The 17,819-nt window shown below is 67.1% G+C and carries 14 protein-coding genes and 1 tRNA gene; 4 read left to right on the forward strand and 11 right to left on the reverse strand.

Annotated features, from left to right (window positions below):
- Nucleotides 1-19: 19 nt before the first annotated feature.
- From AAG565_RS05480 to AAG565_RS05490, 3 genes are all read right to left on the reverse strand, one after another.
- The gene (locus AAG565_RS05480; RefSeq protein ID WP_348818547.1) at nucleotides 20-2,815 is read right to left on the reverse strand and encodes a valine--tRNA ligase; all 2,796 of its coding nucleotides are present in this window, start codon (nucleotides 2,813-2,815) and stop codon (nucleotides 20-22) included.
- A gap of 101 nt (nucleotides 2,816-2,916) precedes the next feature.
- Nucleotides 2,917-3,387, reverse strand: coding sequence for a DNA polymerase III subunit chi (locus AAG565_RS05485; RefSeq protein ID WP_348818548.1), 471 nt, complete (start codon nucleotides 3,385-3,387; stop codon nucleotides 2,917-2,919).
- A gap of 33 nt (nucleotides 3,388-3,420) precedes the next feature.
- The gene (locus AAG565_RS05490; protein ID WP_348818549.1) at nucleotides 3,421-4,935 is read right to left on the reverse strand and encodes a leucyl aminopeptidase; all 1,515 of its coding nucleotides are present in this window, start codon (nucleotides 4,933-4,935) and stop codon (nucleotides 3,421-3,423) included.
- A 227-nt stretch (nucleotides 4,936-5,162) separates the two neighbouring features.
- Here AAG565_RS05490 and lptF point away from each other — a divergent pair, with 227 nt between their 5' ends.
- From lptF to AAG565_RS05505, 3 genes are all read left to right on the forward strand, one after another.
- The gene (gene lptF / locus AAG565_RS05495; RefSeq protein WP_348818550.1) at nucleotides 5,163-6,248 is read left to right on the forward strand and encodes an LPS export ABC transporter permease LptF; all 1,086 of its coding nucleotides are present in this window, start codon (nucleotides 5,163-5,165) and stop codon (nucleotides 6,246-6,248) included.
- The gene (lptG, locus tag AAG565_RS05500; RefSeq protein WP_348818551.1) at nucleotides 6,245-7,309 is read left to right on the forward strand and encodes an LPS export ABC transporter permease LptG; all 1,065 of its coding nucleotides are present in this window, start codon (nucleotides 6,245-6,247) and stop codon (nucleotides 7,307-7,309) included. The genes lptF and lptG overlap by 4 nt, the downstream gene beginning before the upstream one ends.
- A 90-nt stretch (nucleotides 7,310-7,399) precedes the next feature.
- Complete coding sequence (locus AAG565_RS05505) at nucleotides 7,400-7,909, forward strand: hypothetical protein (protein WP_348818552.1); 510 nt, start codon at nucleotides 7,400-7,402, stop codon at nucleotides 7,907-7,909.
- Here AAG565_RS05505 and AAG565_RS05510 read toward each other — a convergent pair whose 3' ends face one another.
- From AAG565_RS05510 to AAG565_RS05520, 3 genes are all read right to left on the reverse strand, one after another.
- Entirely contained in the window at nucleotides 7,910-8,416 is a 507-nt protein-coding gene (locus AAG565_RS05510) for an RDD family protein (RefSeq protein ID WP_348818553.1), read from the reverse strand.
- An 87-nt stretch (nucleotides 8,417-8,503) separates the two neighbouring features.
- Nucleotides 8,504-10,285: an acyl-CoA dehydrogenase C-terminal domain-containing protein gene (locus AAG565_RS05515; RefSeq protein WP_348818554.1), complete on the reverse strand. Its 1,782-nt coding sequence runs from the start codon at nucleotides 10,283-10,285 to the stop codon at nucleotides 8,504-8,506.
- A 197-nt stretch (nucleotides 10,286-10,482) separates the two neighbouring features.
- Nucleotides 10,483-11,778 (reverse strand): EAL domain-containing protein, encoded by a 1,296-nt coding sequence (locus AAG565_RS05520; RefSeq protein ID WP_348818555.1) that lies wholly within the window; start codon nucleotides 11,776-11,778, stop codon nucleotides 10,483-10,485.
- A 182-nt stretch (nucleotides 11,779-11,960) separates the two neighbouring features.
- Between AAG565_RS05520 and AAG565_RS05525 the strand changes: the two genes are divergently transcribed.
- Nucleotides 11,961-15,407 (forward strand): pyruvate carboxylase, encoded by a 3,447-nt coding sequence (locus tag AAG565_RS05525; RefSeq protein WP_348818556.1) that lies wholly within the window; start codon nucleotides 11,961-11,963, stop codon nucleotides 15,405-15,407.
- 9 nt (nucleotides 15,408-15,416) lie between these two features.
- Here AAG565_RS05525 and AAG565_RS05530 read toward each other — a convergent pair whose 3' ends face one another.
- From AAG565_RS05530 to AAG565_RS05550, 5 genes are all read right to left on the reverse strand, one after another.
- Nucleotides 15,417-15,842 (reverse strand): rhodanese-like domain-containing protein, encoded by a 426-nt coding sequence (locus AAG565_RS05530; RefSeq protein ID WP_348818557.1) that lies wholly within the window; start codon nucleotides 15,840-15,842, stop codon nucleotides 15,417-15,419.
- Between the two features lie 26 nt (nucleotides 15,843-15,868).
- Nucleotides 15,869-16,120: a hypothetical protein gene (locus tag AAG565_RS05535; RefSeq protein WP_348818558.1), complete on the reverse strand. Its 252-nt coding sequence runs from the start codon at nucleotides 16,118-16,120 to the stop codon at nucleotides 15,869-15,871.
- 315 nt (nucleotides 16,121-16,435) lie between these two features.
- Complete coding sequence (locus AAG565_RS05540; protein ID WP_348818559.1) at nucleotides 16,436-16,816, reverse strand: type II toxin-antitoxin system death-on-curing family toxin; 381 nt, start codon at nucleotides 16,814-16,816, stop codon at nucleotides 16,436-16,438.
- Nucleotides 16,817-16,819: 3 nt separating this feature from the next.
- Nucleotides 16,820-17,050 carry a hypothetical protein gene (locus AAG565_RS05545; RefSeq protein ID WP_348818560.1) on the reverse strand — a complete coding sequence of 77 codons (231 nt, stop codon included), beginning with the start codon at nucleotides 17,048-17,050 and terminating at the stop codon, nucleotides 16,820-16,822.
- A 548-nt stretch (nucleotides 17,051-17,598) separates the two neighbouring features.
- Nucleotides 17,599-17,675: transfer RNA gene (locus tag AAG565_RS05550), tRNA-Met, on the reverse strand.
- Nucleotides 17,676-17,819: the final 144 nt, after the last annotated feature.

Here is a 17,819-nt window from a genome sequence, read left to right on the forward strand (position 1 = left end):
AAGCCGCGTCGCCCACCGCTCAGAGACTGCGGATGCGCGTCTCCTGGGCGCGCAGGGCCACCAGATCCTGTCGCTGCTTCGCGGCGAGGTCACGGGTCTGCTGCTGGACATGCTCCGGCGCCTTGGCGAAGTTCGGGTTGCCGACGCGGGCCTCGGTCTTGGCGAGGTCGCCTTCGAGCTTGGCGATCTGCTTGGCCAGGCGCGCGAGTTCGGCATCCTTGTCGATCAGGCCGGCCATCGGCACCAGCAGGTTCATCGCGCCGAGCAGGGCCGTCGCCGCCTGCGGCGCAGCTTCACCATCCGCGAGCACGCGCGGCGTTTCGACACGGGCGAGGAACCGGATGCTCGCGTCCATGCGCTGCAGGCGCTCGCAGTCGGATGCGGAGGCGTTGTGGATCAGCAGCGGCAGCACCTTGCCCGGCGCGATGTCCATCTCGCCGCGGATCTGGCGCACGCCGAGGATGAAGCCCTTGAGCCACTCGATGTCGGCTTCGGCGGCCTCGTCGATCTTCGCCGGTTCACTGACCGGGTAGTCCTGCAGCATGATGCTGGGACCGCTGCGCCCAGCGAGCGGCGCGATGCGCTGCCAGATTTCCTCGGTGATGAAGGGCATCAGCGGATGCAGCAGGCGCAGTGCGGCTTCGAGCACGCGCACCAGCGTGCGGCGTGTGCCGCGCTGCGCGGCCTCGTCACCCTGTTGCAGCGCCGGCTTCGACAGTTCCAGGTACCAGTCGCAGTACTCGTTCCAGATGAACTGGTAGAGCGCCTGCGCGAGCAGGTCGAAGCGGTAGCTGCGAAAATGCTCGGCGGCTTCGGCTTCGAGGCGCTGCAGGCGCGAGACGATCCAGCGATCCGCCGTGGACAGTTCGCAGGGCAGCGCCGGATCGATGCCGCAGTCCTTGCCTTCGGTGTTCATCAGCACGAAGCGCGCGGCGTTCCAGATCTTGTTGCAGAAGTTGCGGTAGCCGGACGCGCGGCTGGCGTCGAAGCGGATGTCGCGGCCGGTCGAGGCCAGTGCGAGGAAGGTGAAGCGCAGCGCATCGACGCCGACCGGTTCGATGCCGGCCGGATACTGGCGCCGCGTCGCCGCCTCGATCTTCGCCGCCATCTGCGGCTGCATCAGGCCGGTGGTGCGCTTCTGCACCAGTTCCTCGAGCCCGATGCCATCGACCAGGTCCAGCGGGTCGAGGATGTTGCCCTTGGACTTCGACATCTTGTTGCCTTCGGCGTCGCGCACCAGGCCGGTGATGTACACCTCGCGGAATGGCACCTCGCCCATGAAGTGCAGGCCCATCATTGCCATGCGCGCGACCCAGAAGAAGATGATGTCGAAACCGGTGACCAGCACGGAGGTCGGGTAGTAGCGGGCGAGATCGTCGGTCTTGTCCGGCCAGCCCAGCGTCGAGAACGGCCACAGCGCCGACGAGAACCAGGTGTCGAAGCTGTCCTCGTCCTGTTTGAGTGAGGCGCGGGGCGCGAGGCGCGAGGCGTATTTCTCGCGCACTTCGGCCTCGCTGCGGCCGACGTAGATGGTGCCGGCCTCGTCGTACCACGCCGGGATGCGGTGGCCCCACCACAGGTTGCGCGAGATGCACCAGTCCTGGATGTTGGTCAGCCACTGGTTGTAGGTGTTGACCCAGTTCTCCGGCACGAAGCGCATGCGGCCGTCGCGCACGGCGTCGAGCGCACGCTCGGCCAGCGCCTTCATGTTCACGAACCACTGGTCGGTGAGGAAGGGTTCGAGCACGACGCCGGTGCGGTCGCCACGCGGCACCATCAGCTTGTGGTCCTGGATCTTCTCGACCAGGCCGAGTTTCTCCAGGTCCTCGACGATGCGCTTGCGCGCGTCGTAGCGGTCCATGCCGCGGTAGGCCGCCGGCGCCTCGTCGTTGATGTGCGCGGTCGGCGTGAAGACGTTGAGGATCGGCAGACGATGGCGCTGGCCGACGGCGTAGTCGTTGAAGTCGTGCGCCGGCGTGATCTTGACGACGCCGGTGCCGAACTCTCGATCGACATACGTGTCGCCGATGATCGGGATCTCGCGGTCGCACAGCGGCAGCTCCACCGTCCTGCCGATCAGGTGCCGGTAGCGCTCGTCATCGGGGTGCACTGCCACCGCGGTGTCGCCGAGCATCGTCTCGGGACGGGTCGTTGCGACGACCAGGTGGCCGGAGCCGTCGGCCAGGGGATAGCGGAAGTGCCAGAGCTTGCCGTTCTCCTCGCGGCTCTCGACTTCCAGGTCCGAGATCGCGGTCAGCAGCACCGGGTCCCAGTTGACCAGGCGCTTGCCGCGGTAGATCAGGCCCTCCTCGTAGAGGCGCACGAACTCCTCGGTGACTGCCTTGTTGAGCATCTCGTCCATCGTGAAACGCTCGCGCGTCCAGTCCACCGAGTTGCCCATGCGGCGCATCTGCGTGGTGATGGTGCCGCCGGAGTACTCCTTCCATTCCCAGACCTTTTCCAGGAATTTCTCGCGGCCCAGGTCGGTGCGCTTGATGCCCTGCGCGGCGAGCTGGCGCTCGACCACCATCTGCGTGGCGATGCCGGCGTGGTCGGTGCCGGGCAGCCACAGCGTGTCGAAGCCGCGCATGCGGTGGTAGCGCGTCAGTGCATCCATCACGGCGTGCTGGAACGCATGGCCCATGTGCAGCGTGCCGGTGACGTTGGGCGGCGGGATCATGATGCAGTACGGCGGCAGCGTCGTGCGGTCCACACCCCGCAGCCGCGCGACCGATTCCGGCGTGTAGTAGCCGCCCGTCTCCCAGGCCTCGCACCAGCGCGCCTCGATGCTCTTGGGGTCGTAAGTCTTGTCCATGCCGTTGGGTCAGAAGACGCGCCGGAGCGCGAAAGTAGCGAATTGTAGCGGGCGCATCGCCGCGCTCCGCAGGGCCGCCATCCAGCGCGGCGGGGCCGCTCCTAGGGCTTGCGCCGGGTCCAGCCGCCGCTGGCGCTCTGCTCGTAGGTGTTCAGTTCGTAACCGCGATCGCGGTAGAACTTGTAGCGCGCGCGCGACGCGGCGCGCTGTGCCGGATCGCCAGCCACCAGTTCGAGCACGCGCTCGAAGCGGCTGAAGTAGTCCGGGATCTCGGCGTCGAGGTTGATCAGTACGCCGTGGTGGCTGTCCGGCGGCTCCACCGCGCCGATCAGCACTGCCGGTGCCGGTTCGGCCGGTACGGCGCCATCGTAGCGTTCGTGCGAGACGAAGCTGCCCTGGCGGAAGCTCCACAGTGCACCGTCGAGCTCGTCCGCCAGCGCGGCATCGCGGGTGGCGACGTACACCTTCATGCCGGCGCCGGCGGCCTTGTCGCACAGGCGGCAGGCGGCCATGACCCGGCCGCCGTCGGCGCTGGCGGTTTCGGGCAGCAGATAGAAGTCGATGCGGGTCATTGGGCGCGCGGCGCGGCGCGTGTCCCTCTGCGTTCAGTCGTGGGCGTGGCGGGTCGCCAGGTCGATCAGGTACTGCGTCAGCATCGGCACCGGGCGGCCGGACGCCTTCTTGCCGGTCCAGGCAGTGCCGGCGATGTCCAGGTGCGCCCATTTCATCTTCTTGGTGAAGCGGTGCAGGAAAGTCGCACCGATGATCGCGCCGGCATCGCGCGCGTTCTTGGTGGCGATGTTGGCCACGTCGGCGAACTCGCTCCGGATGTTCTCGTCGTATTCCGGCCACAGCGGCAGCTCCCAGGCCTTGTCGCCGGTCAGTTCGCCGGCGGCGAGCAGCGCGCGGCCCAGCGACGGCGTGTTGGTGAACAGCCCCGACGCGACGCCGCCGAGCGCGACGACGCAGGCGCCGGTCAGCGTGGCCAGGTCGATGCACAGCTGCGGCTCGTAGGTCCGCTCGGCATAGGTCAGCGCGTCACACAGGATCAGGCGGCCCTCGGCGTCGGTGTTGAGGACTTCGATGGTGAGGCCGGCCATGCTGGTGACGATGTCGCCGGGCTTGTTGGCCTGACCGTCGGGCAGGTTCTCCGAGGCGGGGACGATGCCGACGACGTTGAGCGGCAGCTTGAGCTGGGCGATCGCGGCCATCGTGCCGATCACCGCGGCGCCACCGCACATGTCGAACTTCATCTCGTCCATCGCCGCCGACGGTTTGATCGAGATGCCGCCGGCGTCGAAGGTCAGACCCTTGCCGACCAGCGCAATCGGCTTTTCGTCCCTGGGGCCCTTGAAGTATTCCATGACGATCAGCTTGGGCGGCTGGCGCGAACCCTTGGCGACCGACAGCAGCGCGCCCATGCCCAGCGTCTCCATCTCGGTCTGTTCCAGCACCTTGACCTTGATGCCGCTGCCCGATGCCAGTTTCTTCGCCTGCTCGGCCAGATAGGTCGGCGTGCAGATGTTGCCGGGCAGGTTGCCGAGATCCTTGGCGATCCTGACGCCCTTGCCGATCGCCAGAGCCTCGGTGAGGCCCTGGCTGGCGGCGGGCAGGTCGGCGCGGCTGGGCACGTCGAAGGTGTAGCGTTCCAGCTTGACGACCGGCAGATCCTCGCGCGCCTTGGCGCCGCGGCATTCATCGAAGCGGTAGTAGGCATCCTCCGTCGCCAGCACGGCCTGGCTGACGTTCCATCGCCAGTCACGCCCCTTCACCGGCAGGTGGGTGAGGTACGAGCAGGCGTCGATCGCGCCGGTCGCGCGCAGCGCCCGCGACGAAGCCGCGATGGCCTTGCGGAATGCGGCTTCGTCGAAGCTGCGCTCGCGGCCCAGCCCCACCAGCATCACGCGGTCGGCGAAGGTGCCGGCGACGTTGTGCAGCACGACGGTCGTACCGAGCTTGCCGTCCATGTCGCCGCGGCGCAGGACGCTGGCGATCGCGCCATCGCTGGCCTTGTCGATGATTTCCGCGGCTTCGGATGGCGTGCGCCGATCGAAGATGCCGACGATTACGCAGGCGACACGCTGCTTTTCGGGATTGCCGCTCTTGACGAAGTATTCCATGCCTTTCTCGTGCAGATGCCCGCGTCCGCGATGGCGGGCGGACGCGGCGTGGATGCGGGTCGAAGATGCGTCGGCGCGGCAGCGGGGATGCACTCCCTGCCGGCATCGGCGCGGTGTGGGCGCATATTCTAGCTGCGCGGCCGGGACGCACGACAACGGCACCGCCGCGCCGGGCCCTGCAGGGGCGCGGTGCAGGCATAATCCGCGGGTGCGTGACCGCCGCGACCATGAGTAACAGGATTCTCGACCGCTACTTGCTGCGCGAGGCGGGGGGCGCCTGGCTGGCAGTGACCTTCGTGCTGCTGGCGATCATGCTGGCGACGCGCTTCGCGCGCTTCCTCGCGCAGGCGGCCGCCGGTGAACTGCCGCGCGAACTGCTGCTGCAGGTCGCCGTGCTGTCCAGCCTGCAGTACCTCGTGATCCTGATTCCCGTCTCGCTGATGCTGGCGATCATGCTCTCGCTGGGGCGGTTGTACCGCGACAACGAGGTCGCCGCGATGATGGGTTGTGGCGTCGGCCTGGGTGCGCTGTACCGGCCTTTCGTGCTGCTCGGGGTTGGACTGGCACTGCTGACGGCCGCACTGTCGTTCCAGGTTGGCCCCTGGGCGGGGCGCACCGCGGATTACCTGGTCAAGAACGCCGCACGCCTGATCCAGTTCAATCCCTTCGAGGAGGGCCGCTTCAAGTCGGTGATGAAGGGCCGGGCGGTGTTCTACACCGAGCGGATGTCGGCCGACGGCAGCCGTCTGCAGACGGTCGTCGCCCAGGTCGAGGAGAAGGATGGCGTCAGCTTCGTCACTGCGCGCAGCGGCAATCAGAGCACGGACCCGGTCACCGGCGAGCGCAGTGTGAGTCTGGTGGAGGGCTATCGCTATCGCGGTGTGCCCGGTGCGGCGGCCTACGACGTGATGCGCTTCGACCGCTTGTCGACGCGGGTGGCGCCGCCGGAGTTCATCTACATCAGCGCCAAGCGCAAGCTGATGCCGACCGCGCAGCTGCTGCGTTCGGAAGACGCCCGCGACAAGGCGGAGCTGGCGTGGCGCTACGCGGCGCCGCTGTCGGTGCTGATCATCACCTTGCTGGCGGTGCCGCTGTCGCACATCGCGCCGCGCAAGGGCCGCTACGGCAAGCTGGTCGTCGGCATCGCTGCGTATCTGCTGTACTCGCAGCTGCTCGGCATCGGCCAGGCCTGGATCGCCAAGGGCAAGGTGCCGGAAGCGCTCGGCCTGTGGTGGGTGCATGGGCTGATGCTGGCCTGGGCGCTCGTGCTCGTCGCGCGGCGGCTGAACCTGTTCCAGCGGGTGCGCGCGTGAGCCGCATCACCCGCTATCTGGTGCGCACGATCCTGGGCTTCACCGCGATCAGCGGGCTGGCGCTGGTGGCGATCTATACGTTCATCAGCTTCGTTGCCGAGATCGACGAAACCGGGCAGGGCGGCTTCGGCATGCTTGAGCTGCTCTGGTACACGGTGATGATGATCCCGGCGGGCCTGTACACGCTGATGCCGATCATCGCGCTGCTCGGCACGCTGATGGGGCTGGGCGCGCTCGCGGCGCAGAACGAGATCACGGCGATGCGGGCCTCCGGCGTCACCATCCTGCGCCTGGGCGGATCGGCGCTCGCGGCTGGCGTGCTGCTCGGGGCGCTCGCGCTCGTGCTCGGGGACTGGCTGGGGCCGGCCGGTACCATGGCCGCGCGGGCCTACCGGTCCGAGGCGCGCTACGAGGTGCGCGGCGGACTCACCGCCAAGCCGGTCTGGCTGCGCGATGGCGCCAACATCGTCCATATCCGCGGCCTGCTGGCCGAGGACGCGATCGCCAATGTCGATATCTACACGCTCGGCTCCGACCTGACGGTCGATCAGGTGATGAACGTCGAGTCGGCCCGCTACGAGGACGGCCACTGGCGGCTGTCCGGCGTGCGGCTGACGCGCTTCGGTGAAGATGGCGTGCAGGCGCAGCAGATCGAAGCGATGGACTGGGCGGCGACGCTCTCGCCGGAGGTGCTGCGCCTGTTCGTGCTCGAAGCGAACAGTCTCTCGACCCCCGGCCTGCTGCGGCTGATCGCCTACATGGCGGACAACGGCCTGGATGCGAGCGAGTACCGGATGACGCTGTGGCGCAAGCTGGTCGCGCCCGTCACGGTCATGGCGATGATGTTGTTCGCGGTGCCGTTCTGCCTCGGCTCGCAGCGCGGCGGAGGGGCTGGACAGCGGCTGCTGGTCGGCATCCTCGTCGGACTGGTGTTCTACGTCGTCAACGAGGTCGCCGCCAGCTTCGGCCAGCTCTATGCCTGGCCACCGGCCGTGGCGGCCAGCCTGCCGACCCTGGCGATGCTCGGCCTGGCCGTCGCGCGGCTGCAGCGTGCGCGCTGAGTGCACTCATTGATCCAGGTCCATGCACGAACCTTGGGACCGATCCAGCATCTAACCGATATCCAGGCATGTCGTGGCGGAGGTTCGACGATGCGCGCATCGATACTGATCAAGGCCCTGTTGGCCGGCCTGATGGTCGCGGGCCTGACGGGCTGCTTCCGGGCGACCCCGTACCAGCCCAAGGACCGCGGCTATGGCTACAGCGAGCAGAGGCTGGAAAGCAACCGCTATCGCGTGACGTTCGCCGGCAACAGCGCCACGTCGCGGGAGACGGTCGAGAACTACTTGCTGTACCGGGCCGCGGAGCTGACGCTGGACAACGGCTACGACTACTTCGTCATGGTCAGCCAGGAAACCGGCGCCGACACGCGCTACCAGCAGACGATCACCGGCTATTACGGCTTGGGCTATTACTATTGGTATCCGTATCCCGCGGTCGCGGTGTCGAGCAGCCAGCCGGAAACGAGCTACGAGGCGCAGGCCTACATCGTCCTGAGCAAGGGCACCAAGCCCGAAGGCGAGCTCAAGGCCTTCGATGCGCGCGAGGTCAAGGCCAATCTCGAAGCCAAGATCACGCGGCCGCAGCCCAAGGCCCGTTGATCAGCGGGGCGGACTGGGCTCGTACCCCGTTTCCGTGCCGCTGAGCCAGTCCTGCGGCGCGCGGCGCCGCGCGTCGAGTCGCGTCAGCAGCAGGCCCAGAGCGGTGGCCAGCACCGTGGTCGTGGTCACGGCCTTCGCATGCGGCGCGCTGGCCAGGCGCGGCAGCTGCAGCAGCGCCGGCGTCAGCACGATGCCCCAGCAGACCAGCATCAGCGCGTAGCGCAGCGCGGCGTCGATCCAGCGCGGGGGCTGGCCGTTGCTGCGACGCAGGTGCAGCCGCCAGGCGCGCATGCCCAGGGTCTGCCCGCCGTGGGTCCAGAACCAGCCGAAGAAGGCCAGCCCGATCAGGAACAGGTAGGCGCGCAGCGCATGCCACTCGCGCTCGATGCCGACCACGTCGCGCACCACCGTGTCGATCATCAGCGCGACCATCCACAGACCGAGCAGCAGCAGGCCGTCGTACACCGCCGCGGCGAAGCGGCGCCAGATCGGGGCGGGGAGCATCATCGGTGCGGCGGCAGGGTCGAGAGCGGGGCGCACAGGATAACGGGCGGGCCGACGCCAAGTCCGCCCGCCCGTCCGGTCGCAGCGATCTCAGAACAGCGCGGCGTCCAGCGCCATCAGCGACGCGCTGCCGGCGCGTGCCTGACGGATCAGCATCGCCGTCTCCGGCTGCAGCCGGGCGAAGTAGAAGCGCGCGGTTGCGAGCTTGGCGACATAGAAATCGTCGTTGGGCTTGTCGAGCGCGATGCGCGCCATGCGCGCCCACAGCCAGCTGTACACGAGATGGCCGACCACACGCAGGTACGGCACCGCGGCGGCGCCGACCTCGTCCGGATTCTTCATCGCCCTGGCGCCGATCTCGGCGGTGAGCTGGGTCACCTTGTCGCCGAGGTCCATCAGCGGCTCGATGAACTCCTTCATGTCCGCGCGGCCGGCGTTCTCCGCGATGAAACCCTGCACGAGCTTGCCGAACTTCATCAGCTTGGCGCCGCCGTCGGCGAGCACCTTGCGGCCGATCAGGTCCAGCGACTGGATCGTGTTGGTGCCCTCGTAGATCATGTTGATGCGGGCATCGCGCACGTACTGCTCCATGCCCCATTCCTTGATGAAGCCGTGGCCGCCGAACACCTGCAGGCCGAGATTGGTGCTCTCGAAGGTGTTGTCGGTGATGAAGGCCTTGATCACCGGCGTCAGCAGCGCGACGAGCTCGCCGCTGTCCTTGCGCACCTGCTCGTCCGGATGGCCGTGCTCCTGGTCGATCAGCAGGCCGATCCAGTAGCAGAAGGCGCGCGCGGCCTCGGTGTAGGCCTTCTGCGTCAGCAGCATGCGACGCACGTCCGGATGCACGATGATCGGATCGGCCGGCTTGTCCTTGAGCTTGGGGCCGGTCAGGGCGCGCGACTGCAGGCGCTCCTTCGCATAGGCCAGCGCGTTCTGGTAGGCGACCTCGGCCAGACCCAGCGACTGCATGCCCACGCCCAGGCGCGCGCCGTTCATCATCACGAACATCGCGTTGAGGCCCTTGTTCGGCTCGCCGACCATCCAGCCGCGCGCGCGGTCGAGGTTCATCACGCAGGTCGCATTGCCGTGGATGCCCATCTTGTGCTCGATCGAGCCGCACTTGATCGTGTTGCGCTCGGCGAGGCTGCCATCCTCGCGCGGCAGGAATTTGGGCACGATGAACAGCGAGATGCCCTTGGTGCCGGCCGGCGCGTCCGGCAGGCGCGCGAGGACGAGGTGGATGATGTTGTCGGCGAGGTCGTGCTCGCCGGACGAGATGAAGATCTTGGTGCCGGAGATCGCATAGGAACCGTCGGCGAGCGGCTCGGCCTTGGAGCGCAGGATGCCCAGGTCGGTGCCGCAGTGCGGCTCGGTCAGGCACATCGTGCCGGTCCATTCGCCCGAAATTAGCTTGGGCAGATAGGTGGCCTTGAGCTCCGGCGAGCCGTGTGCGACCAGTGCCGCGTAGGCACCGTGGGTCAGGCCCGGGTACATGGTCCACGACTGATTCGCGGAGTTGAGCATCTCGTACTGCACGCTGCGCACCAGTTCGGGCAGCCCCTGGCCGCCGTAGGCGGGATCACAGGCCAGCGATGGCCAGCCCGCTGCGCAGTACTGCTGGTAAGCCTCCTTGAAGCCCTTCGGTGCGGTGACGATGCCGTCGCCGGCATAGGTGCAGCCTTCGGCATCGCCCGACTGGTTGAGCGGGAACACGACTTCCGCGGCGAAGCGGCCGGCTTCCTCGAGAATCTGGTTCAGTGTTTCCGCGTCGAAATCCGCATGCTTGGGCAGTGCCTGGAGGTGGGCGCTCACGTCGAGCAACTCGTGCAGCACGAACTGCATGTCACGCAGGGGCGGGTGGTACTGAGGCATGGGGAGACTCCGGCGCAGTGGAAGGGGGGCAGCCTCCGGGCTGCCCATACTGCGCCGTATGCTGCGATGCAAACATACTGTGGCGTATTGGCCGGAATTGCAGTCCGGCCTGTCCGTCCGGTCAGTGCCGACGGCGAGCTATGGCCTGCAACAGCGGCGAACTGCTTCGAACGGCGGTGAACGACGCCGGGTCCGGACTATCGGCTGGAGGCCGCCTGGCGGCGGGCGCTCACCGGCGCATCGGCCAACAGCGCGATCAGGCGTTCGGTGGGCAAGGCCGGATAGAACAGCCAGCCCTGCGCATAGTCGATGCCCAGCGTCTGGAGTGTCGTCAGCTTGTCTGGGTGATCGACGAACTCGGCGATGGTGCGCTTGCCGGTGGCCTGTGCGATCTGCTGGATCGCGCGCACGATCTCCTGCGAGACCTGATTGGCCGCGATGTCATGGATGAAGCGGCCGTCGATCTTGACCTCGTCCACCGGCAGCGAGTGCAGATAGCCGAAGGAACTCAGGCCGGAGCCGAAGTCGTCGAGGCTGAAGGTGCAGCCGATCTGGTGAAAATCGCGGATCAGGTCGGCGGCGAGATCCAGGTGCTGGATCGCGGCGGTCTCGGTGATCTCGAAACCCAGCTTGCCGTGCGGCAAGCCGAGACTGCGCGCGTCCTGGTAGAGGCGGTTCATGAAGCGGCCGTCCACGAGCGTGCGCGCCGAGAGGTTCAGCGTGATGCCGTCCAGCCGCTCCAGGATGTCCTGGTGTGTCGCCGCCCAGGACAGCACGTAGTGCACCGAGAACGCATCGAGCTCGGTGGACAGGCCGAAGTACTCCATCGTCTCGATCATGCTCACCGGCAGCGTGTGGTGACTGCCATCGGCGCCGATCCGGCGCAGCAGGAATTCCGCCTTGGCCAGGCGCGGCCGCGCGCCGCGGATGTCCATCACCGGCTGCGGATCGAGCAGCAGCAAGCCTTCGTCGCGCAGGCGGCGAAACTCCCGCACGTGTCCGGCGTCGATCGCGGCATCCGCTGCGGCGCGGCCGAGCGAGGCATAGCTGACGATCTGGTTCAGGCCGCGCTTCTTCGCGGCCACGCAGGCCTCCGCCGCGTGTGCGACGTGCGCGGCCCAGCGCCCGTCGTCATGCGTGACGACCAGGCCCAGGGATACCGCGACACTGTTTTCGCCGATCGCCGACGCATAGCGGACCCGGCCCAGCCGTTCGCGCAGATCGGCGGTCTCCTCGATCGCGGTCTGGCCGTTGTCCACGGCCTTGGCGGCGACGAACTCGTTGCTCCAGACGCGATCGGCCACGCCCTGTTCGCCGGCCCATTCGGACAATACCTGCAACACGTCGCGGATCACGGCATCGCCGCCGGACGGCGCCGCCAGCTGGTTGATGCTGCGCATGTGGCGGATGTCCACATACACGAGCATCGCACGGGGGTAGGGGTGCCAGGCCTGCAGCCGGTCCAGGATCTGGCCGAGATTGGAAACTGCCATGTCCGACGAAGAGAAGTGAAGGGCTCCACTGTAGCGGCTGGCGTACCCGGAGAGGGTGCCGCCCGTTTGCCCGATGCCGACGCCTGTCCGGAATCGGCATATACGGACGGAGCGACACAGGCGGCGCGATCGTGCGACTCCCGGCAGACTATGGCCCTCCGCCTGCCCGCGAGTGTCAGACCATGCGCCGCATCCGCAAGCTGCTCGTCGCCAACCGTTCGGAAATCGCGATCCGCGTGATGCGCGCGGCCGCGGAGCTGGGCATCCGCACGGTGGCGATCTACGCCAACGAGGACCGCTACGCGCTGCACCGCTTCAAGGCCGACGAGAGCTACCGCGTCGGCGCCGGGCAGAAGCCGATCGCGGCTTACCTGGACATCGACGGCATCCTGCGCGTCGCCCGGCAGGCGGGCGTCGATGCGATCCATCCCGGCTATGGCTTCCTGTCCGAGAACCCGGAGTTTGCCGAGGCCTGCGCCAGCGCCGGCATCCTGTTCATCGGGCCCAGTCCCGCGATCATGCGCACGCTCGGCAACAAGGTCGCGGCGCGCGAGGTCGCGGTGAAGGCCGGCGTGCCGGTGATGCCGGCGACCGGCCCGCTGCCGCGCGATCTCACCGCGGTGAGGGCGCAGGCCGCGGCGGTCGGCTACCCGCTGATGCTCAAGGCCAGCTGGGGCGGCGGCGGGCGCGGCATGCGCGTCATCGAGTCCGAAGCCGATCTGGCCACGCAGATCGACGTCGCCCGCCGCGAGGCGCTGTCCGCCTTCGGCAACGACGAGGTGTACCTGGAAAAGCTCGTGCGCCGCGCGCGCCACGTCGAGGTGCAGATCCTCGGCGACCTGCAGGGCAACCTCGTGCATCTGTTCGAGCGCGACTGCTCGGTGCAGCGGCGCAACCAGAAGGTCGTCGAGCGCGCGCCGGCGCCGTATCTGGACGAGGCGCAGCGCGCCGAGCTGTGCGCGGCCGCGCTGCGGCTGGGCCGCGCGGTCAACTACAGCCACGCCGGCACCGTCGAGTTCCTGATGGATGCGGACACTGGCAGGTTCTATTTCATCGAGGTCAATCCGCGCATCCAGGTCGAGCACACGGTGACCGAGGAAATCACCGGCATCGACATCGTCAAGGCGCAGATCCGCATCACCGAGGGCGCCGCCATCGGTACCGAGGCCTGCGGCGTGCCGGCGCAGGACGGCATCGCGCTCAATGGCCACGCGCTGCAATGCCGCGTTACCACCGAAGACCCGGAGAACAACTTCACGCCCGACTACGGCCGCCTGACGGCGTACCGCAGCGCCGCCGGTTTTGGCGTGCGCCTCGATGGCGGCACGGCCTATTCCGGGGCGGTGATCACGCCTTACTACGACTCGCTGCTGGTGAAAGTCACCACCTGGGCGCCGACCGCGATCGAAGCGAGCCAGCGCATGGACCGCGCACTGCGCGAGTTCCGCATCCGCGGCCTGTCGAGCAACCTGCAGTTCCTCGAAAACGTCATCAACCACCCGCTGTTCCTGTCCGGCGAGAACACCACGCGCTTCATCGACGAGACGCCGGAGCTGTTCCATTTCGCCCGGCGCCGCGATCGCGCGACGCGGCTGCTGCGCTTCATCGGCGAGGTCGTCGTCAACGGCAATCCGGAGATGAAGGGACGCACGGCGCCGGTCACGCCGATGGCCGAGCCGGTGCTGCCGGCCTTCGACCTGTCCGCGAAGATTCCCGCCGGTACGCGCGACCGCTTCAAGCAGGTCGGCGCCGACGGCTTTGCCGCGTGGATGCTCAAGCAACCGCAGGTGCTGCTGACCGACACGACGATGCGCGACGCGCACCAGTCGCTGTTCGCGACGCGCATGCGCACGCGCGACATGGCCGCGATCGCGCCGTACTACGCGCGCATGCTGCCGCAGCTGTTCTCGCTGGAATGCTGGGGCGGCGCCACGTTCGACGTCGCCCTGCGCTTCCTCAAGGAAGACCCCTGGGAGCGTGTCGCGCAGCTGCGCGAGGCGGTGCCCAACATCCTGCTGCAAATGCTGCTGCGCGCGTCCAACGCGGTGGGTTACACCAACTACCCCGACAATGTCGTGCGCCAGTTCGTCCAGCAGGCAGCCGGCAACGGCATCGACCTGTTCCGTGTGTTCGATTCGCTCAACTGGGTCGAGAACATGCGCGTGGCGATCGACGCGGTGCGCGAGTCCGGCATGCTCTGCGAGGCGGCGATCTGCTACACCGGCGACCTGTTCGACGAGAGCCGACCGAAGTACAACCTGAAGTACTACGTGGACATGGCCAGGGCGCTGGAGAAGGCTGGCGCGCACATCATCGGCATCAAGGACATGGCCGGCGTCTGCCGTCCGCGCGCGGCGCACGCGCTGGTTTCGGCGCTCAAGCAGGAAGTCGGTCTGCCGATCCATTTCCACACCCACGACACCAGCGGCATCAGCGCCGCCAGCGTGCTCGCCGCGATCGACGCCGGCTGCGACGCCGTCGATGGCGCGCTCGACAGCATGTCCGGGCTGACCTCGCAGCCGAACCTGGGTGCGATCGCCGCGTCACTCAGCGGCGGGCAGCGCGATCCGGGCGTTTCCTTCGAGCACCTGCAGGCGATCTCGACCTACTGGGAAGGCGTGCGTCGCTACTACGCACCGTTCGAGGCCGACATCCGTTCCGGCACCTCCGACGTTTACCGGCACGAGATGCCCGGTGGCCAGTACACCAACCTGCGCGAGCAGGCGCGCGCGCTGGGGCTCGAATCGCGCTGGCCGGAAGTGTCGAAGGCCTATGCGGCGGTCAATCAACTCTTCGGCGACATCGTCAAGGTCACGCCGACGTCGAAGGTCGTCGGCGACATGGCGCTGTTCATGGTCGCCAACGATCTCGATGCCGAGGACGTGCTTGATCCGGAGCGCGAGATCGCGTTCCCCGAATCGGTGATCTCGCTGTTCCGCGGCGAGCTCGGCTATCCGCCGGACGGCTTTCCGGTCGAGTTGCAGAAGAAGGTGCTCAAGGGTGCCAGGCCGCTCGTAGGCCGGCCCGGCGCGTCGCTGACTGCCGTCGATCTGGAGGCCGCGCGCGCGGACGGCGAGAAGGCCGTCGGCCGCAAGCTCGACGATGCTGATCTGGCGTCGTGGCTGATGTACCCGAAGGTGTTCCGTGAGTACGCCGAACATCGCAGCCACTACGGCGACGTGTCGGTGCTGCCGACGCCGCTGTTCTTCTACGGCCTGCAGGAAGGCGAGGAAGTGTCCGTCGATCTGGAGCCCGGCAAGACCCTGCTGATCAAGCTGCAGGGCAAGACCGAGGTGCCGGAGGAGGGCGCGGTCAAGCTGTTCTTCGAACTCAATGGCCAGCCGCGCGTCGTGCGCGTGCCCAAGGCCGGTGCCAGCGGTCCGGCCGAGCGGCCCAAGGCCGAGGACGGCAATCCGGCGCACGTCGGCGCGCCGATGCCGGGGATGATCGTGTCCGTGGCGGTCAAGCCGGGACAGAAGGTGAAGAAGGGCGACCCGCTCGTGTCGATCGAGGCGATGAAGATGGAGACGCAGATCCGCGCCGAGGCCGATGCAAGCATCCAGCAGGTGCTGGTGCACCGCGGCAGCATCGTCAACGCGCACGACCTGTTGCTGACGGTCGAGCGCTGAGCGTGCCCGCTACGGCGCTTTCGGCAACCCCGCCTGGACCAGTTCGGCGTAGCCGCCCTGGGTCATCGCGATGACGTGCGTGTAGCCGGCGGCGCGCAGGCGCATCGCCGCCGCACGCGAGCGCGCGCCGACCGCGCAGTAGGTGACGATCGGCGTGCTCTTGTCGGGCCACAGCTGGGTCACCGGCTCCATGACGTTCAGCCAGTAGGCGTGCTGCGCACCCTCGATATGGCCGGCCTTCCATTCCTCCGCGCTGCGCACGTCGAGCAGCCGTGCGCCCATCGCGGCGAGTCTTTTCACGCCCTCGGCGTCGAGCGCCGTTCCGGCCTCGCGTGCGGCGATGATCGCATCACGCGGGTCGGGGGCCTGGGTGGCGTGCGCGCCCGGCGCCACCGAGATCCAGGCGGCCAGCAGTAGATAGGTCAGACGGGTCATGGTGCGTCGGGTTCCAGCGCGGCGGATCAGGCGGTATCCGCATCGAAGAACAGCACGCTGCGCATTTCTTCATCCACTTGCCGTGCCGCGCAGGCCACCTCCGCCTCGAATCCGTCCGCTTCGTAACAGATCGAGGGTGTGCCGTCCTGGACGTAGGCCACCGCGGCCGCCTGGATGTTGCCCGCCTCGGCCATGGCCAGCACCTCGCGCAGCATCGCGACGAGGTCCTGATTCACCTTGGGGGATTTGTCGCTGCTGCGAACGAGCTCGATCACCATGTTCATCTCCGATCGGTGGCCGAGAGGCCTAGACCAATTTCATGCTGCCTTGACCGGCCGCCCTGGATGGAAGTTGCGCGGTCCATGTGGTCAAACTATGCGCTGCCGCCGCCGTTCCTGTCATTGGCAGAAGGGCCAGTCCGGGTCGGTGTGACTCATTCAACGATATGAAAATGAAAGAAATAAGTCCGTGAATTGACAGCCAGGGCGAAAAATCCGGGGCATGTGCGCAGTCCCCGGATGGCGCCGGAACGCAGCAGGACCGCCCCGATGGCTGTATATAAAGACAGCTATCGTAAGCATCCGTTCATGCCATCACGCTGCGGCTACGGCGAAAGACCGTAGCCAGGGATCGAGGTGGGCGATGTCGAACGTTCCCGACTCGAACATCTGCATCATCTCGGCATAGATCTGCATCGGCGCACGCTGCAAGCGCCAGCCGTTGATACGCAGGAACACTTCGGCCGCGGCAAAGGCGATGCGCTTGTTACCGTCTACAAACGGATGGCTGATCGCCAGGCTCTCCATCAGCGCAGCCGCCTCGGCCACGATATCGTCGTAGTACCCCGTCTGCGGACGGAACAGCGCGGCTTCCAGCGCTCCGGGATCGCGCACGCCCGGCGCGCCGCCGTAACGCTGCATCAGCACCGTGTGCATGCCCAGCACATCGGCCACCGTCAGGTAATCGTGCGCCACGGGCTACTTGGCCAGTTCTCGGTAGAGGCTGTCGAACTCATCCAGACTGGACGCGAAAGAAGCCATCACGTGACGGCGGGGGCGCTCCTTTTGCTGCCGGTCGATGTAGTCGCGCAGGGCGTCATCCAGCACCGCCTGGAACTGGCGGCCTTGGCTTTCAGCGATCTGGCGCAATGCGGCCAGCACCTCAGGAGCGGCCTGGGAGGAAAACTTTTCGCGGACGGCAGTCGTCATGGCCAACTCCATCATGATCCATCTTGATGGTTCATGATGACGCAAGATCGGTCTGATCGCCACTGTCCATCCGGTGTTCGATGCTCGGTCGGTCACCTTGTCTGACGATGAACCGCCGCGCGCAAGATATTGATTTTGCGGAGTCAGGCGTTGCGCCTGCCCGCAGGCTGCACAGAGAAAAGAGACGGCTCCGACCCGGAAATCGGCCGCTTCCGGGCGTTTCGGCTGATGGCCGCCTGTAGCACGGATCGCCGGAGTCCCGCGTCACGCGGGGGGGACGCCAAGGATTTCGAGTACAGCGTGCCGTCGATGATCGCGCGTGCACGGTAGCGCGTGCCATGCTGATCGATGGTGCCGTGGGGGATGTGCTGCGCGTTTTGCGTCTGCCGTTTTGCCATTATCCGCTCCGGTTGGAGCAATGGCGGTATCCGGCCGTTCTTGAACCCATGAATCCGGACGTCTTGTCCAGACTCTTGTCCAAAAACCCCGCAAAACCCCTGATCCGAAAATTCGGTCAGGAGATAAACTATTGATTTAGAAGGAAAAACTGGTGGTGATGAGTGGAATCGAACCACCGACCTCAGCATTATGAGTGCCGCGCTCTAACCGTCTGAGCTACATCACCACGTCGGGGCCGCGCAGTTTAAGGAAATCCCTCGCGCCCGTCGAGACTTAGCCTCTTCCAATGACACATGAGCCTGAAGGGGGTGCGTGATTCCAACGTGAAGTGAGCCTGAAAGGCCGGCGGGGCGGCGGGATCATCGGAGGA

It is taken from the genome of Fontimonas sp. SYSU GA230001 (assembly GCF_040066175.1).
GTDB lineage: Bacteria > Pseudomonadota > Gammaproteobacteria > Nevskiales > Nevskiaceae > Solimonas.